We start from the raw sequence: 22,108 nt of genomic DNA, 5'->3' as shown, positions 1-22,108 counted from the left end.
GCTTCAACCCTGCACGACGCAGGTGGCCAGGTGTGCTGCAAGCGCATCCCAGGCAATGCTTTGTTGTTCGCCCTGGCCACGCAGGGGTTTGAAACCTACCACTTGCTGGGCCATTTCGTCGTCACCGAGGATCAGTGCGTACAGCGCACCGCTCTTGTCGGCCTTCTTGAACTGGCTTTTGAAGCTGCCGGCGCCGGCATTGACTTGCAGGCGCAGGTTGGGCAATTGATCACGAACACGCTCGCTCAGCGCCAGACCGGCCAGCTCGGCGGCTTCACCGAAGGCGCAGAGGTAGACGTCGACCTGACGGGAGATCTCTTCCGGGATCTGTTCCAGGGTTTCAAGCAACAGCACCAGACGCTCGATGCCCATGGCGAAACCTACGCCCGGGGTCGGCTTGCCGCCCATCTGCTCGACCAGACCGTCATAACGACCACCGGCACACACGGTGCCTTGGGCGCCCAACTTGTCGGTAACCCATTCGAAAACGGTCTTGCTGTAGTAGTCCAGCCCGCGAACCAGCTTCGGGTTGATCACGTAAGGAATGCCGGCGGCGTCCAGGCGAGCCGTGAGGCCCTCGAAGTGCACGCGGGATTCTTCATCGAGGTAGTCGGCCATCTTCGGCGCGTCGACCAGAATGGCTTGTGTGTCAGCGTTCTTGGTATCCAGGACCCGCAGGGGGTTAGTCTTCAGACGGCGCTGGCTGTCTTCGTCCAGCTTGTCCAGGTGTGCAGACAGGAATTCGACCAGCGCTTCGCGATAACGACCACGGGATTCGCTGGTGCCCAGGCTGTTGAGTTCGAGCTTGACCGCATCGCGGATACCCAGCTCGCCCCACAGGCGCCAGGTCAGCACGATCAGCTCGGCGTCGATGTCCGGACCGTCGAGGTTGAAGACTTCGCAACCGATCTGGTGGAACTGGCGATAACGACCTTTCTGCGGACGTTCGTGGCGGAACATCGGGCCGATGTACCAGAGTTTCTGCACCTGGCCACCACCGGTAATGCCGTGCTCGAGCACCGCACGCACGCAGGCCGCCGTGCCTTCAGGGCGCAGGGTCAGGGAGTCGCCGTTGCGGTCGTCGAAGGTGTACATCTCTTTTTCGACGATGTCGGTCACTTCACCGATGGAGCGTTTGAACAGCTCGGTGAATTCGACGATAGGCATGCGGATCTGCTTGTAACCGTAGTTATCCAGCAGACGCGAAACGGTGCCCTCGAAATGACGCCACAGGGGAGTCTGTTCGGGCAGGATGTCGTTCATGCCACGAATGGCTTGCAGAGACTTGCTCACTATAAATCCTTAAATTCGTTCGGCTCTTCAGTCGGGCTCAGCCGCGGGCGATTACTGCCGCGTCGGCTTCGACCTTTTCGGCCGCTTTCTGGCGGATCAAGCGTTCAAGCTCATCCACCAGATTGTCATTCGTCAGTTTCTGCGACGGCTTGCCGTCGATGTAAATCAGGTTTGGCGTGCCGCCGGTCAAGCCGATATGGGCTTCCTTGGCTTCGCCCGGTCCGTTGACCACGCAGCCGATGACCGCGACATCCAGCGGCACCAGCAGGTCTTCGAGGCGCCCTTCCAGCTCGTTCATGGTCTTGACCACATCGAAGTTCTGCCGCGAGCAGCTCGGGCAGGCGATGAAGTTGATGCCACGGGAACGCAGGTGCAGGGATTTGAGAATGTCGTAGCCGACTTTCACTTCCTCGACCGGGTCGGCCGCCAACGAGATGCGAATAGTATCGCCAATCCCTTCGGCGAGCAGCATACCGAGGCCCACGGCGGATTTCACCGTGCCTGAACGCAAACCACCGGCTTCGGTGATGCCCAGGTGCAGCGGCTGGACGATTTCCTTGGCCAGCAAGCGGTAGGCGGCGACGGCCATGAACACGTCGGAGGCTTTCACGCTGACCTTGAAGTCCTGGAAGTTCAGGCGTTCAAGGTGCTCGACATGACGCAAGGCAGACTCGACCAGCGCGGCCGGGGTCGGCTCGCCGTATTTCTTTTGCAGGTCTTTTTCCAGGGAACCGGCGTTCACACCGATACGGATCGGGATTCCGCGATCACGGGCGGCATCGACCACTGCACGCACGCGGTCTTCACGACCGATGTTGCCCGGATTGATCCGCAGGCAGTCAACACCTAGTTCGGCTACGCGCAGCGCGATCTTGTAGTCGAAGTGAATGTCGGCAACCAGTGGAACCTTGACCAGTTGCTTGATCTTGCCGAAGGCTTCGGCAGCGTCCATGTCTGGCACGGAAACCCGCACGATATCGACGCCAGCGGCTTCCAGACGGTTGATCTGGGCAACGGTGGCAGCCACGTCATTGGTGTCGCTGTTGGTCATGCTCTGAACAGCGATAGGCGCATCGCCGCCAACAGGCACGTTACCGACCCAGATCTTGCGGGATTCGCGACGTTTGATTGGAGATTCGCCGTGCATGACTTATTGACCCAACTTCAGGCGAGCAGTCTCGCCACTGGTGAACGGAGCGACATCAACCACCTGCCCGTTGTAACTGACCTGCGCGCCACGGGCGAAGCCCAGACGCACGGCAAAGGGCGGTTTGCCGCTGACGGTAACGTTTTCGCCTTTGCGCTTGAGACCACTCAACAGCACTTTACCGGTGCCGTCGGTCACTTGGGTCCAGCAATCGGCGGTGAATTGCAGTTGAACCTGACCTTGGCCGGCGAACGGAGCCGCAGCTGCTGGCGCGGGAACGACCGGGGCAACCGGAGCCGTCACAGTCGGGGCCGGCACAGCAGGAACGGCTGGGGCCGGCGTCGCTGGGGTCGGGACAACCGGAGCAGTGCTGTGCGTCGGTGCAGCAGGCACGGGTGCAGTAGATGCAGTAGGCGCGGTTGCTTCAACTTCTGCCGGTGCTTCAGACGAAGTATCGGCTTGCGGCAACGCCAGCGCCGTGGTGCCTTCAGCCTGACCTTCCGCGACGGCCTGGTCTTCCGGCTCGTCCAGCGGATGGATCTGGGTGGTGCCGTCGGCGCCTTCGACTTCTACGTGTTCCGGGCTCAAGCTGATCAGGTCCTTGGTGCGCAGCGAGGTTTGATCCTGCCACCAGACAAAACCACCGCCAATCACCGCGATCAGCAACAGCAGGCTGACAATTCGCAAGATGGTGTGGGAAACCCGAACCGGCTCTTCGATACGACCCAGGCTGTGAACGCTGCTGCCCTGGGAGTCGGTGCCGGTGGATTGGTCGAACTGCTGGACCAGAACGGTCTGATCCATGCCCAGCAATTTGGCATACGCGCGAATATAACCACGAGCGAAGGTATGCCCAGGCAGCTTGTCGAACGCGCCCGCTTCCAGATTGCTCAGGGAATTGACAGTGAGGTTGAGCTTGAGGGCCACTTCGGCCAGCGACCAGCCATTGCTTTCGCGGGCCTGGCGCAAAGTCTCACCGGGATTAACGCGATTCGCTGCTACAACTTCGGGATGCGCCGCTTTCATCATTGCTCCGACAGGTATTGCTGATATTCCGGCGTACCGGGATAGAGTCGTTTTAGTTGCAGGCCAAAACTGGCGGCCTTGTCGCGATCTTCAAACACTTTTGCCAGCCGAACGCCGAGCAATAGACTACGTGCATTTTGCTCGGTGAGCTGGCTAAAACGGTCGTAATAGTCTCGCGCGGGCACATAATGCCTGTCTTCGAAGGACAACTCAGCCATTTCCAGCAGTGCACGAGGCTGTTGGCGATTCAAACGCAGGGCTTTTTCCAGTTGTTGCCGGGCCAGATCACGCTCGCCGAGCTTCGAAGCGGTCATGCCGAGGTTCTCGAACACTCGCGAACGCTCAGGATACAGGGTATCGGCAGCGGCCTGTTCGAAGCGCTCGTAAGCCTCTTTGTAACGTTTTTCCTGGAAAAGAAAACTGCCGTAGTTGTTCAGGATTCGCGCATCTGTGGGGCGGGAAGACAGCGCCTTGCGAAAATGTTCGTCGGCCAGTTCCGGTTCCATTTCGGCCTGGAACACCAGACCCAGCGCCGCGTTGGCGTCGGGGTCCGAGCTATCCAGTTCCAAAGCCTTTTTCAGCGGGACTTTGGCACGTTCGGTCATGCCCTGCTGCAAATACCCCAAACCCAGTTGCACATAAGCAACGCGCGCTTCGTCACGCCCCTTGCTGGTCTTCATCGGGTTGAAATCGCCCGACAGGACACAACCAGCACACAGGCTGGCCAACAGCAAAAGCAGCGCGAAGCGCAGGGACATAGAGATCCTCTCTTAATTATTGTTCGCAGCGTTCTGTGCGATATCGTTTTCGGCGCTCAACTCGCGCACGGCGATATAACGCTCGCTGCGACGGGTGCGATCCAGCACCTGTCCTACCAATTGGCCACACGCGGCATCGATGTCTTCACCGCGAGTGGTGCGCACGGTGACATTGAAGCCTGCATGGTGAAGCTGATCCTGGAAACGGCGGATCGCATTGTTGCTCGGACGCTCGTAACCGGAATGCGGGAACGGGTTAAACGGAATCAGGTTGATCTTGCACGGAATGTTCTTGAGCAACTCGATCATTTCGACCGCGTGTTCGACCTTGTCGTTGATGTCCTTGAGCAAGGTGTATTCGATGGTCAGCACGCGCTTTTCGCCCAGGGACGACATGTAGCGCTGGCACGACTCGAGCAGCATCTTAAGCGGATACTTCTTGTTGATCGGCACCAATTGGTTACGCAATGCGTCGTTCGGTGCGTGCAGGGACAACGCCAGGGAGACGTCGATGTGCTTGGACAGCTCATCGATCATCGGCACCACGCCCGAAGTGGACAGGGTCACGCGGCGCTTGGAGATCCCGTAGCCCAGGTCATCCATCATCAGATGCATGGCGGCCACGACGTTGTCGAAGTTCAGCAGCGGCTCACCCATGCCCATCATCACCACGTTGGTGATGGCACGGTCGGCGGTTGCCGGGATGCTGCCGAACGATTTATTGGCAATCCACACCTGGCCGATGACTTCAGCGGCGGTGAGGTTGCTGTTGAAACCTTGCTTGCCGGTGGAGCAGAAACTGCAATCCAGGGCACAGCCTGCCTGGGACGAAACGCACAGAGTGCCGCGTTTGCCCTGGGGAATGTACACGGTCTCGACGCAGCTGCCGGACGCCACGCGCACCACCCATTTACGGGTGCCGTCGGTGGAGATGTCCTCGCTGACCACTTCGGGGCCGCGAACCTCGGCAATAGCCTTGAGCTTGTCGCGCAAGGCCTTGCTGACGTTCGTCATGGCGTCGAAATCATCGACGCCAAGGTGGTGAATCCATTTCATTACCTGACCGGCACGGAAACGCTTCTCCCCGATTGAGTCGAAGAATTTTTCCATTTCCTGCTGAGTCAGACCCAGCAGGTTAGTTTTTACAGTCGATGTAGTCATGGATTCACCTTCACTCTTAAGCCAATGCTTAGCGAGTGGTTACTTCGGTAGCTGCGAAGAAGTACGAGATTTCGCGAGCAGCAGCGGCTTCGGAGTCCGAACCGTGTACGGCGTTGGCGTCGATGGAATCAGCGAAGTCAGCGCGGATGGTGCCGGCAGCAGCTTCTTTAGGGTTGGTAGCGCCCATCAGCTCGCGGTTCAGAGCGATAGCGTTTTCGCCTTCCAGAACCTGAACGACAACCGGACCGGAGATCATGAAAGCAACCAGGTCGCCGAAGAAACCACGAGCGCTGTGCTCAGCGTAGAAGCCTTCAGCTTCAGCTTTGGACAGTTGCTTCAGTTTCGAAGCTACAACGCGCAGGCCAGCTTTTTCGAAACGAGTGGTGATCTCGCCGATAACGTTTTTTGCAACAGCGTCAGGCTTGATGATGGAGAAAGTACGTTGAACAGCCATGGTGTAACTCCAGAAACGGTAATTTGTGAAAAATTAAACCCGCGAATTATACGCGGGTTCTTGGGTATTGCCTAACTGCGTACGGCGCAGACTCAGTCTGCTTCTTCGATCCAGGCGGCCTGAATGGCTTCAAGCACCTTCTCGCCACCGCGGGTCGGATCATCGCTGAACTCCGGCAATGCCAGCACCCATTTGTGCAGATCGACGAAGTTCACGTAACGCGGGTCCACATCCGGCTTGGATTCAGCCAGCTGGATCGCGATTTCCAGCACATCAACCCATTTCAGACTCATGTCACTTCCTTGAATCAGTGCGGCGCTTCGGCAGCATGGTTGAGCGAATATTTAGGAATTTCGACGGTCAGGTCTTCTGTCCCGACGATCGCCTGACAGCCTAGACGCGATTGTGCTTCCAGGCCCCAGGCCCGATCAAGAAAGTCTTCTTCCAGCTCATCTGCCTCGTCCAGCGAGTCAAAACCTTCGCGGATGATGCAGTGGCAGGTGGTGCAGGCGCAGACGCCGCCACAGGCGCTTTCCATCTCGATATGGTGCTCATGAGCCAGTTCGAGAATGGAAATACCGGGCTCGGCCTCCACAACCATGCCCTCAGGGCAAAACTTCTCGTGTGGTAGAAAAATGACCTGCGGCATCAGTTATCCTCGATTTCATTCAGATTGCGCCCCGCCAGAGCGGCTTTCACCGTCGAGTCCAGGCGGCGGGCAGCAAAGGCATCGGTCACTTGAGACAGACGCTTGGTCTGCTGCTCGATGGCGTAACCATCGGTGCCTTTCATCAGTTCGGTCAGTTCCTGCATCTGCAATTCGATGACCATGCGCTCTTCGGCGTCGAGCAAGCGCTCGCCGTCGGCATCGAGGGCGCCTTGCACCGCCTCGATCAGACGCTGGGCATCGACCTGCTGCTCACGCAGCACACGGGCGACCTTGTCGTCATTGGCATGCTGGAACGAATCCTTGAGCATCTTGGCGATTTCGCCGTCGGTCAGACCGTAGGACGGTTTGACCTGGATGCTCGCCTCGACGCCCGACCCCAATTCCCGGGCTGCAACGCTGAGCAGACCGTCGGCATCGACCTGGAAGGTCACGCGAATCTTCGCCGCACCGGCCACCATCGCTGGGATGCCGCGCAATTCAAAGCGCGCCAGGGAGCGGCAGTCGCTGATCAGCTCGCGCTCACCCTGCAACACATGGATCGCCATGGCCGACTGGCCATCTTTATACGTGGTGAAGTCCTGGGCACGGGCGACGGGGATGGTGGTGTTGCGCGGAATCACCTTCTCCATCAGGCCGCCCATGGTTTCCAACCCCAGGGACAGCGGGATCACGTCGAGCAGCAGCAGTTCGTCGCCATCGCGCTTGTTGCCGGCCAAGGTATCGGCCTGGATCGCGGCACCAATGGCCACCACTTGATCCGGGTCGATGTCGGTCAGCGGCTCGCGACCGAAGGCTTCAGCCACCGCTTCACGAACGCGAGGTACACGAGTCGAACCGCCAACCATGACAACAGCGTGGACGTCTTCCAACTCGACACCGGAATCACGCACCGCACGGCGGCAGGCTTTCAGGCTGCGGGCAACCATTGGCTCGATCAGCGCATTGAAGGCTTCACGGGTCAGCTCAGCCTTCCAGTCGCCATAAGCGACTTCAACAGCCGCAGCGTTGGTCAGGGCTTCTTTGGCCGCGCAGGCGGTTTGCAGCAGATTGCGTTGCGCACCCGGATCGAGGTCGGCGGACAAACCGGCGCGCTCGATGATCCAGCCAGCGATCGCGTGATCGAAGTCATCGCCGCCCAGGGCGCTGTCGCCGCCGGTAGCCAGCACTTCAAACACACCGCCAGTCAGGCGCAGAATCGAAATATCAAACGTACCGCCGCCCAGGTCATAAATGGCGACCAGGCCTTCAGCGTGCTGATCCAGACCGTATGCCACGGCAGCGGCGGTCGGCTCATTGAGCAGACGCAGCACATTCAGGCCGGCCAGTTTGGCTGCATCCTTGGTGGCTTGACGCTGAGCATCGTCGAAATAGGCCGGAACGGTGATCACCGCGCCAACCAGTTCGCCGCCCAAAGTGGCCTCGGCGCGCTGACGCAGCACCTTGAGAATATCGGCGGAGACTTCGACCGGGCTTTTCGGGCCCTGGATCGTGTCGATGAACGGCATGTGCGACTCGCCGCCGACAAAGCGGTACGGCAGTTGATCGCCCAATTGCTTGACGTCGGACAGACCACGACCCATCAAGCGCTTGACCGACAGCACGGTGTTCAAAGGATCGGTAGCGGCAGCCAGCTTGGCCGACTCGCCCACTTCGACGCGATCGGCGTGATAGCGCACGGCAGACGGCAGGATGACCTGCCCGTCAGCGTCGGCCAGAGGCTCGGAAAGACCACTGCGCAACGCAGCGACCAGCGAATTGGTAGTGCCCAAGTCGATCCCCACAGCCAGACGACGCTGGTGCGGTTGAGGACTTTGGCCGGGTTCGGCGATCTGCAGTAGGGCCATCGTAATCAGGACTTATCTGTATATCAGGCGTGCGACCGGAGCGGCACTGGGTTAATCGTCGAGGCGCTCTTCTAACTGGCGCACTTCGTAGGTGAGCTTGTCGAGGAACTGCATGCGCCGCATCAGGCGTTCGGCCTGTTCACGTTGCGCTGCATCATCCCAACAGGCTGCGAAGCTTTCGTTCAGTTCATCCTGAGCGGTTTTCAGGCGGCGCTTGAACGCTGCAATACCGGCCATGTCGGCGCTGTCTTGCAGGTCTTCGAGCTCTTCACGCAACTCCATTTGCTGCAGAAGAAACTCCGGATCATGCACCGTGACCTCCAGCGGCAGCTCGCGACCGCCCATGGCGAGCAGGTATCGCGCGCGCTTTGGGGGATTTTTGAGCGTCTGGTAGGCCTCGTTGAGGCTCGCGGATTGCTCTAGCGCCAGCCGCTGCTCGCGCTCGGAAGCGTCTGCAAAGCGGTCTGGATGAACACCGCGCGCCAACTCACGATAGCGCGTGGCCAACTGATCGAGATCCAGACGGAAGCTCGGTTTCAGCTCAAATAAAGCGAAATGACAAGGAGTACCCACGAGCAGCCTCAGATATTGAAGCTTTCGCCGCAGCCACATTCACCGCGTACGTTGGGGTTGTTGAACTTGAAGCCTTCGTTCAACCCTTCCTTGACGAAATCGAGTTCGGTACCGTCCAGGTAGGCCAGACTTTTCGGGTCGATGATCACTTTCTCGCCGTGACTTTCGAACACCTGATCCTCTGCAACCACCTCGTCGACAAACTCCAGCACGTAGGCAAGGCCGGAACAGCCTGTGGTGCGAACACCCAGACGAATCCCTTCACCTTTGCCGCGCCCGTTGAGGGAGCGTCGCACGTGTTGAGCAGCCGCTTCTGTCATGCTGATAGCCATCGGTGACTCCTTACTCGTCGCCAAATCTTGAAAGTCAGATCAAGCCTTTCTTCTGCTTGTAGTCGCGAACGGCCGCTTTGATAGCGTCTTCAGCAAGTACGGAGCAGTGAATTTTCACTGGCGGCAGGGCCAGTTCTTCAGCCAACTGAGTGTTTTTGATGGTCTCTGCTTCATCCAGAGTCTTGCCTTTCATCCACTCGGTAGCCAGGGAGCTGGAGGCGATAGCCGAACCGCAACCATAGGTTTTGAACTTGGCGTCTTCGATGATGCCTTGCTCGTTGACCTTGATCTGCAGACGCATCACGTCGCCGCACGCCGGAGCGCCGACCATGCCGGTGCCGACATCAGGATCTTCCGCGTCCATCTTGCCGACGTTGCGCGGGTTTTCGTAGTGGTCGATGACCTTTTCGCTGTAAGCCATGATTCTTAATCCTCACTCATCAGAGAGTCGCTCTTGAAGCCCTGCCAACCTTAAGTCTACAGGGCCGGTTTGCGGCGACTTGAAATCAGTGTGCCGCCCACTCGATTTTCGAAATGTCGACACCGTCTTTGTACATGTCCCACAGCGGCGACAGGGTGCGCAGCTTGGTAACTGCCTCGCAGACTTTCTGCGCGGCGTAGTCGATCTCTTCTTCGGTGGTGAAACGGCCGAAGGTGAAGCGAATCGAGCTGTGTGCCAGTTCGTCGTTGCGGCCCAGGGCGCGCAGTACGTACGAAGGCTCAAGCGATGCAGAGGTGCAGGCCGAACCGGACGAAACCGCCAGATCCTTGAGCGCCATGATCAGCGACTCGCCTTCAACATAGTTGAAGCTCAGGTTGAGGTTGTGCGGTACGCGGGCGGTCATGCTGCCGTTGACGTACAGCTCTTCCAGGTCTTCAACCTGCTTGAAGAAGCGGTCGCTCAGGGCTTTGATGCGCACGTTCTCGGCAGCCATGTCTTCCTTGGCTACGCGGAAAGCTTCGCCCATGCCGACGATCTGGTGGGTCGCCAGGGTGCCGGAACGCATGCCGCGCTCGTGACCGCCGCCGTGCATGGTCGCTTCGATGCGAACACGCGGCTTGCGGCTCACGTACAGTGCGCCGATGCCTTTAGGGCCATAGGTTTTGTGTGCAGAGAACGACATCATGTCGACTTTCAGCTTCGACAGGTCGATCTCGACCTTGCCGGTGGACTGAGCAGCATCGACGTGGAACAGGATGCCCTTGGAACGGGTCAGCTCGCCGATGGCTTCGATGTCGTTGATGGTGCCGATTTCGTTGTTCACGTGCATGACCGAAACCAGGATGGTGTCGTCGCGCAGGGCTGCTTCGATCATCTCTGGCGTCACCAGGCCATCAGTGCGAGGCTCGAGGTAGGTGACTTCGAAACCTTCACGCTCCAGTTGGCGCATGGTGTCCAGGACAGCCTTGTGCTCAATCTTGGTGGTGATCAGGTGCTTGCCTTTGGTGGCATAGAAATGCGCCGCGCCCTTGATTGCCAGGTTGTCGGACTCGGTGGCACCGGAGGTCCAGACGATTTCACGCGGGTCGGCGTTGACCAGGTCAGCGACCTGGCGACGAGCGTTTTCGACGGACTCTTCAGCTTTCCAGCCGAACACGTGGGAACGGGACGCCGGGTTACCGAAGTTTCCGTCGACCAGCAGGCATTCACTCATCTTTTGCGCGACACGCGGATCAACCGGGGTGGTCGCAGAGTAATCAAGGTAAATCGGCAATTTCATGGACTATCTCCTAAATCAGGCTGGCTGGCGTGCCGCTAGCTCTTTGGCTGTCATTCGACGGCGGACGCTTCAATCTTGTCCAGGCGTGGCGCCTTGCTGTTGCAACGGCGCTGGTCCTGACGCTGGGCTACTTCTTGTACCTCACGGCGAGTGACAAGATCAGCCAAGCTGATACCGCTCAGAAATTCGTGAATCTGCAGGCTCAGATCGCACCACAAGTGGTGGGTCAGACAGGTATCACCTTGATGGCAATCACCCTGGCCCTGGCATTTGGTTGCATCGACCGATTCGTTTACCGCATCGATCACCTGGGCGACCTGGATGCCCTGCATGTCGCGGGACAGCTGGTAGCCGCCGCCAGGACCGCGGACGCTGGACACCAGATTGCTGCGGCGCAATTTGGCGAAAAGCTGTTCGAGGTAGGACAGGGAGATGCCTTGGCGCTCGGAGATATCGGCCAGGGACACCGGCCCGTGTTGCGCGTGCAACGCCAGGTCAAGCATGGCGGTCACGGCGTATCGGCCTTTTGTAGTCAGTCGCATGGACAATTACCACGGAGTTCGGAATGGGGCGAGTATGCAATTCCCGAGTATTTAAGTCAACTATAAGACCTAGTGTTTTAGTCAGGATTGCTCGCAAAAGAGCGCGCGCATCATAGCAAAGGCTGGCGGCGTACAGCCAGTAATTGCGCGTTATCGTTCTTCGCGAGCAAGCCCGCTCCCACACTTGACCGAGCTGTCCGGAAGGACGCGCTCTAATGTGGGGGGCTTGCTCGCGAAAGGGCCACCTCGGTTTAGCTGGCCTGACTCTGATCCTTGTCCTTCACACAGGCAAAATCTTCTTCGCGCAGCTCAGGCAGCTCCTTGGCGCAATAATTACTGCCCAGATCCTTCAAAGCCCCGCACATCCCCTCCAGACGACCATCGACCGCCTGCAAGTGATCGAGCAGTTGACCAATGGCACGAGCCACCGGGTCGGGCATGTCTTCGCCGACGCCGTAGGCATCGAAGCCGATCTTCTCGGCCATGGCCTTGCGCTTGGCGTCTTGCTCATCATCGGACTTGACGATAATCCGCCCTGGAATCCCGACTACCGTAGCCCCGGCCGGCACAGCCTTGGTCACCACGGCATTCGAACCCACCTTCGCCCCGGCACCGACCGTAAACGGACCAAGCACCTTGGCACCTGCGCCGACCACCACACCGTCTTCCAGGGTCGGGTGACGCTTGCCCTTGTTCCAGCTGGTACCGCCAAGGGTCACGCCTTGATAAAGAGTGACGTCGTTACCGATCTCGGCGGTTTCGCCGATGACGATGCCCATGCCATGGTCAATAAAGAAGCGACGACCGACCTTGGCGCCCGGATGGATCTCGATCCCGGTCAACCAGCGACCGAAGTTCGATACCAGGCGTGCCAGCCATTTCCAGCCCATGCCCCACAGGGCCGACGACAGGCGATGGATCCAGATGGCGTGCATGCCCGGGTAGCACGTCAGGACTTCAAATGCGTTACGCGCCGCCGGGTCACGATGGAAAACACTCTGGATATCTTCACGCAAACGCTCGAACATCATTAATCCTTCCGCTTTAGAAGCTCGCCACGGGCCGCTTTTTGGGTTTCCGTGAGGATGCCACGCAATATATTCATTTCCGCCCGGCTGACCGAGCTGCGTCCGTACAACCGGCGCAGGCGCGCCATCAAGTGCCGTGGCTTTTCCGGATCGAGGAACTCAATGGCCACCAGGGTTTGCTCCAGGTGTTCATAGAATCGCTCCAGCTCATCCATGGTCGCCAGTTCACCACTTTTGGTGGACGCCACTTCATCCTTCTCGACCTTGCTTGGCTGACCTTGGGCCGCCAGCCAGGACATGCGCACTTCATAGCTCAACACCTGCACCGCTGCCCCAAGGTTCAGCGAACTGAACTCAGGGTCTGATGGGATGTGCACGTGATAATGACATCGCTGCAGCTCTTCATTGGTCAGGCCGGAATCTTCACGGCCGAACACCAGAGCGATTTCGGCGCCCTGCGCGGCTTCCTCGACCACTTTCACACCGCATTCGCGGGGATCGAGCAGCGGCCAGGGAATGCGACGGTCACGAGCACTGGTGCCGAGCACCAGATTGCAGCCGACCAACGCATCTTCCAAGGTGGCGACGACTTGCGCGTTTTCAAGGATATCCCCAGCGCCGGAGGCACGAGCATCGGCCTCGTGGTGCGGGAACAACCGCGGTTCGACCAGCACCAGCCGCGACAGGCCCATGTTCTTCATGGCACGCGCAGCCCCGCCGATATTCCCGGGATGGCTGGTATTGACCAGGACGACACGAATGTTATGCAGCAAGGGAGGCGCTCTCGAACACTTTAATAGGGAGCCGAATCTTACAGTTCCTCCTACCGTTAAGCTATGAAAGCGAACACCGACCTTCACCTGTAGAAACTTTCTGATAGAATGCCCGGCTTTCTTTAACAACCTTAGGTGACACATCCATGCAGCCCATGCTGAATATCGCGCTGCGCGCCGCCCGCAGCGCCAGTGAATTGATCTTCCGCTCCATCGAGCGCCTGGATACCATCAAGGTCGACGAAAAAGACGCCAAGGATTATGTATCCGAGGTGGATCGCGCCGCCGAACAGAAAATCATCGATGCGCTGCGCAAGGCCTACCCTACCCACGGCATTCTCGGTGAAGAAACCGGCATGCACCCGGGCAGCGGCGAAGGCGAAGACTACCTGTGGATCATCGATCCGCTGGACGGCACCACCAACTTCCTGCGCGGCATTCCTCACTTCGCTGTCAGCATCGCCTGCAAATACCGCGGTCGCCTGGAACACGCTGTTGTTCTGGACCCGGTTCGCCAGGAAGAATTCACCGCCAGCCGTGGTCGCGGCGCTCAACTGAACGGTCGTCGCCTGCGCGTCAGCGGTCGCACCAGCCTGGACGGCGCCCTGCTGGGCACCGGCTTCCCGTTCCGTGACGACCAGATGGACAACCTCGACAACTACCTGGGCATGTTCCGCGCCCTGGTTGGCCAGACCGCAGGCATCCGCCGCGCCGGCTCGGCAAGCCTGGACCTGGCCTATGTGGCCGCCGGTCGTTTCGACGCCTTCTGGGAGTCGGGCCTGTCCGAGTGGGACATGGCTGCAGGCGCCCTGCTGATCCAGGAAGCAGGCGGCTTGGTGAGCGACTTCACCGGCGGTCACGACTTCCTTGAGAAAGGCCACGTCGTCGCCGGCAACACCAAGTGCTTCAAGGCAGTATTGACGGCCATTCAGCCGCACCTGCCGGCATCGCTGAAGCGCTAAGCGCCGAGCCACAAAAAAGCACCCTTCGGGGTGCTTTTTTTATGCCTGAAATTCGGTTTCGCAAACATCTTGAGTCCAATGTGGGAGCGGGATTGGTGGTGAGGCATAAATCTCGGGCACAAAAAAAGCACCCAACCGGGTGCTTCTTTTTGAATCTGAATTTCAGCTGATTACTGAGCCGGCTCATTCTGCGACAGTATCAACTTACCTTCCTTGTCGACCGGTATCTGGTTGCCCGGATCGCGATCCATCCGCACTTTACCTTCCTTGCCATCCAGCGAATAACGAACGTCGTAACCTACAACCTTGTCGCTGATGTCATTCACGGTGTTGCAGCGAGCTTGGGTCGTAGTGTAGGTATCGCGATTCTGCATACCCTCCTGAACCTTGTTGCCTGCATAACCACCGCCGACAGCACCCGCAACGGTAGCGATCTTTTTACCCGTGCCGCCACCGACCTGGTTGCCGAGCAGACCACCTGCGACGGCACCGATGGCAGTACCGAGGATCTGGTGTTGATCCTTGACCGGCGCCTGACGGGTTACTGCAACGTCCTTGCAAACTTCACGTGGTGTCTTGATTTGTGTCTTGACCGGTTCAACGGCTAGAACTTGCGCATACTCAGGGCCGCTTTTAACCAGGCTGTAGGTGGCAACAGCACCCCCGGCAGTCACACCGACAGCACCCAATACCGCACCAACCAGCAACGACTTGTTCACATGAACCTCCTGACCATCACATGCGGGACATGCCCGCGCTTCTCCCAGCCTTGGAGCATAAAAAAAGGCGCGAGTTCAACTCGCGCCTTTTTTGGCAGACAACTGGAAACCGATAGCCGTTATGGGCGGTCGTCGACTTCCTTCTCGGTAGCCACGGTCGGAATCAGATCCTCAGTGCTCAGGTTCAGCCAGATCAGCACCACGTTGGCGATGTAGATCGACGAGTAGGTACCCGCCATAACACCGACGAACAGTGCGATGGAGAAGCCGAACAGGTTGTCGCCACCGAAGAACAACAGGGCCGCGATCGCCAGCAACGTGGAGATCGAAGTTGCCATGGTTCGCAGCAGGGTTTGCGTGGTCGAGATGTTGATGTTCTCGATCAGGGTCGCCTTGCGCAGCACGCGGAAGTTCTCACGAACCCGGTCGAATACCACGATGGTGTCGTTGAGCGAGTAACCGATGATCGCCAAAACCGCCGCCAGCACCGTCAAATCGAAGGTGATCTGGAAGAAGGAGAGGATACCCAGGGTCACGACCACGTCGTGAATCAGCGAGACGATGGCTCCGACCGCGAATTTCCACTGAAAGCGGAAGGCCAGGTAGATCATGATCCCGCCCAGCGCCATCAGCATGCCCAGGCCACCCTGGTCACGCAGCTCTTCGCCGACCTGCGGGCCGACGAACTCGACCCGCTTGACCACCGCCGGGTTGTCGCCACCGACCTTCTGCAGCGCTTCAGCCACCTGGTGACCCAGTTGCGGGTCTTCGCCCGGCATGCGCACCAGCAAATCGGTGGTTGCACCGAAGCTCTGCACGATGGCTTCGTTGTAACCCGCCGTCGTCAGCTGCTCGCGCACCTTGGTGACATCGGCCGGACGCTCGTAGGTCAGCTCGATGAGCGTACCGCCGGTGAAGTCCAGACCATAGTTCAGGCCCTTCTGGAACCAGCTGAACAACGCCAGAACCGTAAGGAGCAATGTGACGCCGAACGCAACGTTTCGAACGCCCATGAAGTTGATTGTACGTAACATGGCAGCCCCTTAAATCCACAACTTCTTGAAGTCACGACCGCCGAAGATCAGGTTGACCATCGCGCGGGTCACCAGGATGGCCGTGAACATCGAGGTAAAGATCCCGAGGGACATGGTCACTGCGAAGCCTTTGACCGGGCCGGTGCCCATGGCAAAGAGAATCCCGCCGACCAGCAACGTGGTCAGGTTGGAGTCGAGAATCGCAGTAAATGCCCGGCCGAAGCCTTCGTTGATTGCACGTTGTACGGTCATGCCCGCCGCAATCTCTTCACGAATCCGCGAGAAGATCAGTACGTTGGCGTCGACCGCCATACCCATGGTCAACACGATACCGGCGATACCTGGCAGGGTCAGCGTTGCACCCAGCAGCGACATCAGGGCCAGCAGCATCACCATGTTCACCGTCAAAGCGACAGTGGCGATGATGCCGAAGAAGCGGTAGATGGCGATGATAAACAGCGAGACGAACAGCATGCCCCACAGCGACGCGTCGACACCCTTGACGATGTTGTCGGCACCCAGGCTCGGGCCAATGGTGCGCTCTTCAGCGAAGTACATCGGTGCAGCCAGACCACCGGCACGCAGCAGCAGCGCCAGTTCGGACGACTCACCCTGGCCGTTCAGGCCAGTGATGCGGAATTGAGCACCCAGTGGCGACTGGATGGTCGCCAGACTGATGATTTTCTTCTCTTCTTTGAAGGTTTGTACCGGTACGTCTTTTTCGACGCCGTTCACCACTTGCTTGGTGTACGTGGTGACCGGACGCTGCTCGATGAAGATCACCGCCATGCTGCGACCGACGTTGCTGCGAGTCGCACGACTCATCAGCTCGCCACCGTGGCCATCCAGACGGATGTTCACTTCTGGCGTGCCCTGCTCGCCGAAGCCAGCCTTGGCGTCAGTCACCTGGTCGCCAGTGATAATCAGGCCACGCTCGATCTGTGCTGGAGGACGATTGCCTTCACGGAACTCGAAGGATTCGGAAGTGGCTTTCGACGCGCCCGGCTCAGCGGCCAGACGGAACTCAAGGTTGGCCGTCTTGCCGAGGATACGCTTGGCTTCGGCGGTGTCTTGTACGCCCGGCAGCTCAACCACGATGCGGTTGGCGCCCTGACGCTGAACGATCGGTTCGGCAACACCCAGCTCGTTGACGCGGTTACGTACCGTGGTCAAGTTCTGCTTGATGGAGTATTCGCGGATTTCCGCCAGCTTGGCCGGGGTCATCGCCAGACGCAGCACCGGTTGACCATTGAGGTCGGCCGGAACAATGTCGAAATCGCTGAAATTCTTGCGGATCAGTGTACGGGCTTGTTCGCGAGCAGCTTCATCAGTGAAGCCCAGCTGAATGGCACCGTCCAGTTGCGGCAGGCTGCGATAGCGCAGACGCTCTTTGCGCAACAGACTTTTGACGTCGCCTTCGTAGACTTTCAGGCGTGCGTCGAGGGCTTTGTCCATGTCCACTTCCAACAGGAAGTGCACACCACCGGACAAGTCCAGACCCAGCTTCATCGGATGCGCGCCGAGGTTGCTCAGCCATTTCGGGGTGGTTTGCGCCAGGTTCAGTGCAACGACATAGTCATCACCCAATGCCTTGCGCACGACGTCTTTGGCAGGCAACTGATCTTCAGCCTTGACCAGACGGATCAGACCGCCCTTGCCGCCCTCTGCCAGGTTGGCAGCCTTGACGTTGATCCCGGATTCCTTGAGCGCTGCGCTCACACGATCCAGATCAGCCTGAGTAACCTGCAGCGAAGTGCTTGCACCGCTGACCTGAATGGCCGGGTCATCAGGATATAGATTGGGAGCGGAATAAATCAGACCGACCGCCAGCACTGCCAGGATCAGAATGTATTTCCACAGAGGGTATTTGTTCAGCATCACGCCGCCCGCTTATGACGCGGGGCGCCTTGCGCGCCCCGTCGATTGAGTAGAAGTTGAAACTTAGATCGCTTTCAGCGTGCCTTTTGGCAGCGTGGCGGCGATGGCGCCTTTCTGGAATTTCATTTCGACGGTGTCGGAAACTTCCAGAACAACGAAATCGTCTGCCACTTTAGTGATCTTGCCGGCGATACCACCAGTGGTCACAACTTCGTCGCCTTTTTGCAGGCTGCTCAGCAGGTTTTTCTGTTCTTTGGCGCGCTTGGCCTGTGGACGCCAGATCATCAGGTAGAAGATGACCAGGAAACCGACCAGGAAAATCCACTCAAAGCCGCCGCCCATTGGGCCTGCAGCAGGTGCAGCAGCATCAGCCATGGCGTTAGAGATAAAAAAGCTCATTTAGCACTCCAGTTGCAAATGTTGAATCTTGGGGTCAGAAAACTCAGTCCAAAGGCGGAACAGCAAGCCCGCGTTTGGCGTAGAAGGCATCGACAAAGGCGGCCAATGTACCCTGTTGAATAGACTCGCGCAAACCAGCCATAAGCACCTGGTAATGGCGCAAATTGTGGATGGTATTCAACATGCTACCCAGCATTTCGCCACACTTGTCCAGATGGTGCAGATAAGCACGGGAGAAGTTCTGGCAGGTGTAGCAATCGCAGGTCGGATCCAGCGGCGAATCATCATGGCGATGGAACGCGTTACGGATCTTCAGCACGCCTGTATCAATGAACAGATGCCCATTGCGGGCATTACGGGTTGGCATCACGCAATCGAACATGTCCACACCGCGGCGCACACCCTCAACCAGATCTTCCGGTTTGCCAACGCCCATAAGGTAACGAGGTTTGTCAGCCGGCATCTGACCTGGCAGGTAATCAAGCACCTTGATCATTTCGTGCTTGGGCTCGCCCACCGACAGACCGCCAATGGCCAGGCCATCGAAGCCGATCTTGTCGAGGCCTTCCAGGGAGCGCATGCGCAAATCCTGGTGCATGCCGCCCTGAACGATGCCGAACAGCGCCGCGGTGTTGTCGCCGTGGGCTTCTTTCGAACGCTTGGCCCAGCGCAACGACAGCTCCATCGATACACGAGCGACGTCTTCGTCGGCCGGGTACGGCGTGCATTCGTCGAAAATCATCACGATGTCGGAGCCCAGATCACGCTGGACCTGCATCGACTCTTCCGGCCCCATGAACACTTTGGCGCCATCAACCGGAGAGGCGAAGGTCACGCCCTCCTCCTTGATCTTGCGCATGGCGCCTAGGCTGAACACCTGGAAACCGCCGGAGTCTGTAAGAATCGGGCCTTTCCACTGCATGAAATCGTGCAGGTCGCCGTGCTTCTTGATCACTTCGGTGCCAGGACGCAGCCACAAGTGGAAGGTGTTGCCCAGAATGATTTCCGCGCCCGTGGCGGTGATATCCCGCGGCAGCATGCCCTTGACCGTGCCATACGTGCCCACCGGCATGAAGGCCGGGGTCTCAACGGTACCGCGCGGGAAGGTCAAACGACCGCGACGAGCCTTGCCGTCGGTAGCAAGCAACTCAAACGACATACGACTTTGGCGACTCATTCTTTGTCCTCAGGGCCACGTGGTGCGGGGTTACGGGTGATAAACATCGCATCACCGTAGCTGAAAAAGCGGTATTCATGCTCCACGGCGGCTTTATAAGCGGCCATGGCTTCGGGATAACCGGCGAACGCCGAAACCAGCATCAACAGCGTGGATTCGGGCAAATGGAAGTTGGTGACCAAGGCATCGACCACATGAAACGGCCGCCCAGGATAGATAAAGATGTCTGTATCGCCGCTGAACGGCTTGAGCACGCCATCGCGCGCGGCGCTTTCGAGGGAACGCACGCTGGTGGTCCCCACGGCGATCACACGACCACCGCGAGCGCGACAGGCCTCGACTGCATCGACCACATCCTGGCCGACTTCCAGCCATTCGCTGTGCATGTGGTGATCTTCGATCTTCTCGACCCGCACCGGCTGGAACGTGCCCGCACCGACGTGCAAGGTCACGAACGCCGTCTCGACGCCTTTGGCGGCAATCGCCTCCATCAGCGGCTGATCGAAATGCAGCCCCGCCGTCGGCGCCGCCACAGCGCCCAAACGCTCGGCGTAGACCGTCTGATAACGCTCGCGGTCCGAGCCTTCATCCGGGCGGTCTATATAAGGAGGCAACGGCATGTGCCCGACGCGGTCGAGCAGCGGCAACACCTCTTCGGCAAACCCCAGCTCGAACAACGCATCGTGACGCGCCAGCATCTCGGCTTCGCCACCGCCATCAATCAGGATCTTCGAACCCGGCTTCGGCGACTTGCTGGACCGCACATGCGCCAGCACGCGATGACTGTCGAGCACCCGCTCCACCAGGATTTCCAGCTTGCCGCCGGAAGCCTTCTGGCCAAACAGCCGCGCCGGAATCACCCGGGTATTGTTGAACACCATCAAATCGCCCGGGCGCAAATGCTCGAGCAAATCAGTGAATTGACGGTGTGCCAGGGCGCCGCTGACCCCATCAAGGGTCAACAGGCGACTGTTGCGACGCTCGGCCAAAGGGTGGCGAGCGATCAGCGAATCTGGGAGTTCGAAAGTAAAGTCAGCAACGCGCATGATGGGGTTCGTCTAGCAGGGGCCGGAAGTCTAGCCGAAATAGTGAAAATTCTCTATGTACCTGATTGACCGACGGTAATCTCATCTCTATACTTCGCCGCCATTGAGCCCTGATGGCGGAATTGGTAGACGCGGCGGATTCAAAATCCGTTTTCGAAAGGAGTGGGAGTTCGAGTCTCCCTCGGGGCACCAAAATTAAGAAAGGTCTTGCTTAGCAAGGCCTTTTTTTTCGTCTGCGATAAAGTGGCTGACGCCCCGCCGACCTGTAGGAGCCGGCTTGCTGGCGATGCTTTTGATCTTCTCGTTCTCGGTTGGTACGACAATTCTCAAGGATTCACCCCATGGAACTGCTACTGGAAACCGTCGCCCTCTTCTCTCTCAAGCTTGCTTATGAGACGGAGGATTCAAGCCCGATTCTTCGGGATGATCCGATCATGAGTGATTATGAACGGGAGGTATTTGGGTTGCTGGTGCGCCGGGGTGATGTTAAGGGTATTCAGTTTAGAGTGGCGCACTGTGTAAGTTTGGCGCTAGACGCTATAGGGGCTGAAACGCCAATGGGGCGAGAGCTGCGACGTTTGTCAGCTGATTTCAGCAGTGCGCGGACAATGGAGCAGCTTAATGCGCCGATCATCGCGCTCAAGGATTACATGAAAGACATTCAGTGAATGATCGGGTGAGGCAAAGTTTAGTAACCCATTACACCGACTAGTGCTGGCCAGGGTCTTGTCTGATATGGAAATCTATCTGCCCACTTTTCAATTGCGTCAGCAGACAGCAATGAAAGACCTTTTCGGAATCACAAGGACGTATCAATGCGGCAAATCGCCCTCAGCAACAAACAACTCAGAGGCATTCCCCGCCGCCTTCGCGCTCTGGAACGCTGGGCCTCCAGTTTTCGCGACGAGTTTCACCCGCGATCCGAGCACAGGGAGCGCTACACGCATTGGAAGATCCCGGTGCACGCGGCCTTGGTTGAAGGTCCTCAAGCCAGGATCGAAGTTCAGGCATACTGTATTCAGCAACTGCTCGAAGCCGCTAGCCACCTGTCCAACGCTGCTGACCACTCCCAGGGTTACTACCGCGTCGCTTGCCTGCTGGTGTGGCCATGGGTTCATCAGAGCGAGGTCACCGTCTTCTATGACCGGGACTATTATCTGGGTTTTCTCGGTGAAACTAACGCTCTCATGCCTGAGCGGATCAGTCATGCTCTTGCGTTGCACACACCAGCGAATTTCCTCGAGCACGGGCATGACGTAACTCAACCTGACGATGAAGTCGCAGTACAGTGGTGGTGCATCGGGGAACCGGCCTGACGGCTTTGGCGAGCAGGCTCGCTCTCACAGGGATTGTGGCGAGCTGACAGTCATCGTTTAACCCTAGTGCGTGAATAATAAATCGAATAATAAATCTGCCCCCTTTTCCCTCTAACTTTCCATCGCAAAAAACCAATTCTCTTTTGACCAATAGTCATCGACGAATGTTCAAGCAATAAAGTTAAACCACTAATTGGCTATTTTGCTTCCACACCAGAAAAACATACAAAAGAGGACAAAAGCGTACGTAGTCGA

Annotated in this window: 25 protein-coding genes and 1 tRNA gene; 4 read left to right on the top strand and 22 right to left on the bottom strand. The window is 58.3% G+C overall.

Annotated elements, in window-relative coordinates; genetic code table 11:
• Positions 1-3: 3 nt before the first annotated feature.
• The 16 genes from hisS to trmJ all read right to left on the bottom strand — a co-directional run bounded on the left by hisS (position 4) and on the right by trmJ (position 13,322).
• Positions 4-1,293, bottom strand: a complete 1,290-nt coding sequence (hisS, locus tag ACA055_RS04960; protein ID WP_497682615.1) for a histidine--tRNA ligase — start codon at positions 1,291-1,293, stop codon at positions 4-6.
• A gap of 37 nt (positions 1,294-1,330) precedes the next feature.
• The gene (gene ispG / locus ACA055_RS04955; RefSeq protein ID WP_007903603.1) at positions 1,331-2,440 is read right to left on the bottom strand and encodes a flavodoxin-dependent (E)-4-hydroxy-3-methylbut-2-enyl-diphosphate synthase; all 1,110 of its coding nucleotides are present in this window, start codon (positions 2,438-2,440) and stop codon (positions 1,331-1,333) included.
• A gap of 3 nt (positions 2,441-2,443) precedes the next feature.
• Positions 2,444-3,466, bottom strand: coding sequence for a RodZ domain-containing protein (locus tag ACA055_RS04950; RefSeq protein ID WP_497682614.1), 1,023 nt, complete (start codon positions 3,464-3,466; stop codon positions 2,444-2,446).
• Complete coding sequence (gene pilW, locus ACA055_RS04945; RefSeq protein WP_497682613.1) at positions 3,466-4,224, bottom strand: type IV pilus biogenesis/stability protein PilW; 759 nt, start codon at positions 4,222-4,224, stop codon at positions 3,466-3,468. Before pilW ends, ACA055_RS04950 begins: the two co-directional genes overlap by 1 nt.
• A 12-nt stretch (positions 4,225-4,236) precedes the next feature.
• On the bottom strand, positions 4,237-5,385 hold the full coding sequence (gene rlmN, locus ACA055_RS04940) for a dual-specificity RNA methyltransferase RlmN (RefSeq protein ID WP_074873948.1): 1,149 nt from the start codon (positions 5,383-5,385) through the stop codon (positions 4,237-4,239).
• Between the two features lie 28 nt (positions 5,386-5,413).
• Positions 5,414-5,839: a nucleoside-diphosphate kinase gene (gene ndk, locus ACA055_RS04935; RefSeq protein WP_007916882.1), complete on the bottom strand. Its 426-nt coding sequence runs from the start codon at positions 5,837-5,839 to the stop codon at positions 5,414-5,416.
• A 92-nt stretch (positions 5,840-5,931) separates the two neighbouring features.
• A complete protein-coding gene (gene iscX, locus ACA055_RS04930; protein WP_008147746.1) occupies positions 5,932-6,132 on the bottom strand; it encodes a Fe-S cluster assembly protein IscX in 201 nt (66 codons plus the stop codon).
• 14 nt (positions 6,133-6,146) lie between these two features.
• Positions 6,147-6,488 carry an ISC system 2Fe-2S type ferredoxin gene (gene fdx, locus ACA055_RS04925; RefSeq protein WP_497682612.1) on the bottom strand — a complete coding sequence of 114 codons (342 nt, stop codon included), beginning with the start codon at positions 6,486-6,488 and terminating at the stop codon, positions 6,147-6,149.
• The gene (gene hscA / locus ACA055_RS04920) at positions 6,488-8,353 is read right to left on the bottom strand and encodes a Fe-S protein assembly chaperone HscA (RefSeq protein ID WP_497682611.1); all 1,866 of its coding nucleotides are present in this window, start codon (positions 8,351-8,353) and stop codon (positions 6,488-6,490) included. Before hscA ends, fdx begins: the two co-directional genes overlap by 1 nt.
• Before the next feature lie 51 nt (positions 8,354-8,404).
• Positions 8,405-8,926 carry a co-chaperone HscB gene (gene hscB / locus ACA055_RS04915; RefSeq protein ID WP_497684360.1) on the bottom strand — a complete coding sequence of 174 codons (522 nt, stop codon included), beginning with the start codon at positions 8,924-8,926 and terminating at the stop codon, positions 8,405-8,407.
• Positions 8,927-8,934: 8 nt separating this feature from the next.
• Positions 8,935-9,258: an iron-sulfur cluster assembly protein IscA gene (iscA, locus tag ACA055_RS04910; RefSeq protein ID WP_007903589.1), complete on the bottom strand. Its 324-nt coding sequence runs from the start codon at positions 9,256-9,258 to the stop codon at positions 8,935-8,937.
• 34 nt (positions 9,259-9,292) lie between these two features.
• Positions 9,293-9,679, bottom strand: coding sequence for a Fe-S cluster assembly scaffold IscU (iscU, locus tag ACA055_RS04905; protein ID WP_003443374.1), 387 nt, complete (start codon positions 9,677-9,679; stop codon positions 9,293-9,295).
• Positions 9,680-9,764: 85 nt separating this feature from the next.
• Positions 9,765-10,979 (bottom strand): IscS subfamily cysteine desulfurase, encoded by a 1,215-nt coding sequence (locus ACA055_RS04900; protein ID WP_497682610.1) that lies wholly within the window; start codon positions 10,977-10,979, stop codon positions 9,765-9,767.
• A gap of 50 nt (positions 10,980-11,029) precedes the next feature.
• Complete coding sequence (gene iscR, locus ACA055_RS04895; RefSeq protein WP_007903581.1) at positions 11,030-11,521, bottom strand: Fe-S cluster assembly transcriptional regulator IscR; 492 nt, start codon at positions 11,519-11,521, stop codon at positions 11,030-11,032.
• A 251-nt stretch (positions 11,522-11,772) separates the two neighbouring features.
• On the bottom strand, positions 11,773-12,549 hold the full coding sequence (cysE, locus tag ACA055_RS04890; protein ID WP_497682609.1) for a serine O-acetyltransferase: 777 nt from the start codon (positions 12,547-12,549) through the stop codon (positions 11,773-11,775).
• Positions 12,550-12,551: 2 nt separating this feature from the next.
• Positions 12,552-13,322: a tRNA (cytosine(32)/uridine(32)-2'-O)-methyltransferase TrmJ gene (trmJ, locus tag ACA055_RS04885; RefSeq protein ID WP_201114682.1), complete on the bottom strand. Its 771-nt coding sequence runs from the start codon at positions 13,320-13,322 to the stop codon at positions 12,552-12,554.
• A gap of 146 nt (positions 13,323-13,468) precedes the next feature.
• On the opposite strand from trmJ, the gene suhB reads away from it, so the two are divergent.
• Positions 13,469-14,284 carry a type III secretion system regulator SuhB gene (gene suhB, locus ACA055_RS04880; protein ID WP_033061458.1) on the top strand — a complete coding sequence of 272 codons (816 nt, stop codon included), beginning with the start codon at positions 13,469-13,471 and terminating at the stop codon, positions 14,282-14,284.
• A gap of 170 nt (positions 14,285-14,454) precedes the next feature.
• Here the strand turns inward: suhB and ACA055_RS04875 are convergent, their stop codons facing one another.
• The 6 genes from ACA055_RS04875 to queA all read right to left on the bottom strand — a co-directional run bounded on the left by ACA055_RS04875 (position 14,455) and on the right by queA (position 20,537).
• Positions 14,455-15,003 carry a glycine zipper 2TM domain-containing protein gene (locus ACA055_RS04875; protein WP_497682608.1) on the bottom strand — a complete coding sequence of 183 codons (549 nt, stop codon included), beginning with the start codon at positions 15,001-15,003 and terminating at the stop codon, positions 14,455-14,457.
• 119 nt (positions 15,004-15,122) lie between these two features.
• On the bottom strand, positions 15,123-16,037 hold the full coding sequence (secF, locus tag ACA055_RS04870; RefSeq protein WP_497682607.1) for a protein translocase subunit SecF: 915 nt from the start codon (positions 16,035-16,037) through the stop codon (positions 15,123-15,125).
• Positions 16,038-16,046: 9 nt separating this feature from the next.
• The gene (gene secD, locus ACA055_RS04865) at positions 16,047-17,915 is read right to left on the bottom strand and encodes a protein translocase subunit SecD (RefSeq protein ID WP_497682606.1); all 1,869 of its coding nucleotides are present in this window, start codon (positions 17,913-17,915) and stop codon (positions 16,047-16,049) included.
• A 63-nt stretch (positions 17,916-17,978) separates the two neighbouring features.
• Entirely contained in the window at positions 17,979-18,314 is a 336-nt protein-coding gene (gene yajC / locus ACA055_RS04860; RefSeq protein WP_007982729.1) for a preprotein translocase subunit YajC, read from the bottom strand.
• A gap of 43 nt (positions 18,315-18,357) precedes the next feature.
• Positions 18,358-19,473, bottom strand: coding sequence for a tRNA guanosine(34) transglycosylase Tgt (tgt, locus tag ACA055_RS04855; protein ID WP_497684359.1), 1,116 nt, complete (start codon positions 19,471-19,473; stop codon positions 18,358-18,360).
• Between the two features lie 14 nt (positions 19,474-19,487).
• Positions 19,488-20,537, bottom strand: a complete 1,050-nt coding sequence (gene queA, locus ACA055_RS04850; protein ID WP_497682605.1) for a tRNA preQ1(34) S-adenosylmethionine ribosyltransferase-isomerase QueA — start codon at positions 20,535-20,537, stop codon at positions 19,488-19,490.
• Between the two features lie 107 nt (positions 20,538-20,644).
• On the opposite strand from queA, the gene ACA055_RS04845 reads away from it, so the two are divergent.
• The 3 genes from ACA055_RS04845 to ACA055_RS04835 all read left to right on the top strand — a co-directional run bounded on the left by ACA055_RS04845 (position 20,645) and on the right by ACA055_RS04835 (position 21,853).
• Positions 20,645-20,729, top strand: a tRNA-Leu gene (locus ACA055_RS04845).
• Positions 20,730-20,878: 149 nt separating this feature from the next.
• Positions 20,879-21,205, top strand: coding sequence for a hypothetical protein (locus ACA055_RS04840; protein ID WP_497682604.1), 327 nt, complete (start codon positions 20,879-20,881; stop codon positions 21,203-21,205).
• Positions 21,206-21,352: 147 nt separating this feature from the next.
• Positions 21,353-21,853, top strand: a complete 501-nt coding sequence (locus ACA055_RS04835) for a DUF3916 domain-containing protein (protein WP_497682603.1) — start codon at positions 21,353-21,355, stop codon at positions 21,851-21,853.
• The last annotated feature ends 255 nt before the right edge of the window (positions 21,854-22,108 follow it).

Source organism: Pseudomonas sp. LBUM1657 (genome assembly GCF_059716075.1).
This window is presented reverse-complemented; position numbering and strand designations above follow the sequence as displayed.

Bases quoted from the DNA above. Each gene is read 5' to 3' on its own strand.
- ispG (WP_007903603.1), bottom strand. From the start codon at position 2,440: ATGCACGGCGAATCTCCAATCAAACGTCGCGAATCCCGCAAGATCTGG.
- ACA055_RS04950 (WP_497682614.1), bottom strand. From the start codon at position 3,466: ATGAAAGCGGCGCATCCCGAAGTTGTAGCAGCGAATCGCGTTAATCCC.
- pilW (WP_497682613.1), bottom strand. From the start codon at position 4,224: ATGTCCCTGCGCTTCGCGCTGCTTTTGCTGTTGGCCAGCCTGTGTGCT.
- rlmN (WP_074873948.1), bottom strand. From the start codon at position 5,385: ATGACTACATCGACTGTAAAAACTAACCTGCTGGGTCTGACTCAGCAG.
- ndk (WP_007916882.1), bottom strand. From the start codon at position 5,839: ATGGCTGTTCAACGTACTTTCTCCATCATCAAGCCTGACGCTGTTGCA.
- iscX (WP_008147746.1), bottom strand. From the start codon at position 6,132: ATGAGTCTGAAATGGGTTGATGTGCTGGAAATCGCGATCCAGCTGGCT.
- fdx (WP_497682612.1), bottom strand. From the start codon at position 6,488: ATGCCGCAGGTCATTTTTCTACCACACGAGAAGTTTTGCCCTGAGGGC.
- hscA (WP_497682611.1), bottom strand. From the start codon at position 8,353: ATGGCCCTACTGCAGATCGCCGAACCCGGCCAAAGTCCTCAACCGCAC.
- iscA (WP_007903589.1), bottom strand. From the start codon at position 9,258: ATGGCTATCAGCATGACAGAAGCGGCTGCTCAACACGTGCGACGCTCC.
- iscU (WP_003443374.1), bottom strand. From the start codon at position 9,679: ATGGCTTACAGCGAAAAGGTCATCGACCACTACGAAAACCCGCGCAAC.
- ACA055_RS04900 (WP_497682610.1), bottom strand. From the start codon at position 10,979: ATGAAATTGCCGATTTACCTTGATTACTCTGCGACCACCCCGGTTGAT.
- iscR (WP_007903581.1), bottom strand. From the start codon at position 11,521: ATGCGACTGACTACAAAAGGCCGATACGCCGTGACCGCCATGCTTGAC.
- cysE (WP_497682609.1), bottom strand. From the start codon at position 12,549: ATGTTCGAGCGTTTGCGTGAAGATATCCAGAGTGTTTTCCATCGTGAC.
- suhB (WP_033061458.1), top strand. From the start codon at position 13,469: ATGCAGCCCATGCTGAATATCGCGCTGCGCGCCGCCCGCAGCGCCAGT.
- secF (WP_497682607.1), bottom strand. From the start codon at position 16,037: ATGTTACGTACAATCAACTTCATGGGCGTTCGAAACGTTGCGTTCGGC.
- secD (WP_497682606.1), bottom strand. From the start codon at position 17,915: ATGCTGAACAAATACCCTCTGTGGAAATACATTCTGATCCTGGCAGTG.
- yajC (WP_007982729.1), bottom strand. From the start codon at position 18,314: ATGAGCTTTTTTATCTCTAACGCCATGGCTGATGCTGCTGCACCTGCT.
- tgt (WP_497684359.1), bottom strand. From the start codon at position 19,473: ATGTCGTTTGAGTTGCTTGCTACCGACGGCAAGGCTCGTCGCGGTCGT.
- queA (WP_497682605.1), bottom strand. From the start codon at position 20,537: ATGCGCGTTGCTGACTTTACTTTCGAACTCCCAGATTCGCTGATCGCT.
- ACA055_RS04840 (WP_497682604.1), top strand. From the start codon at position 20,879: ATGGAACTGCTACTGGAAACCGTCGCCCTCTTCTCTCTCAAGCTTGCT.
- ACA055_RS04835 (WP_497682603.1), top strand. From the start codon at position 21,353: ATGCGGCAAATCGCCCTCAGCAACAAACAACTCAGAGGCATTCCCCGC.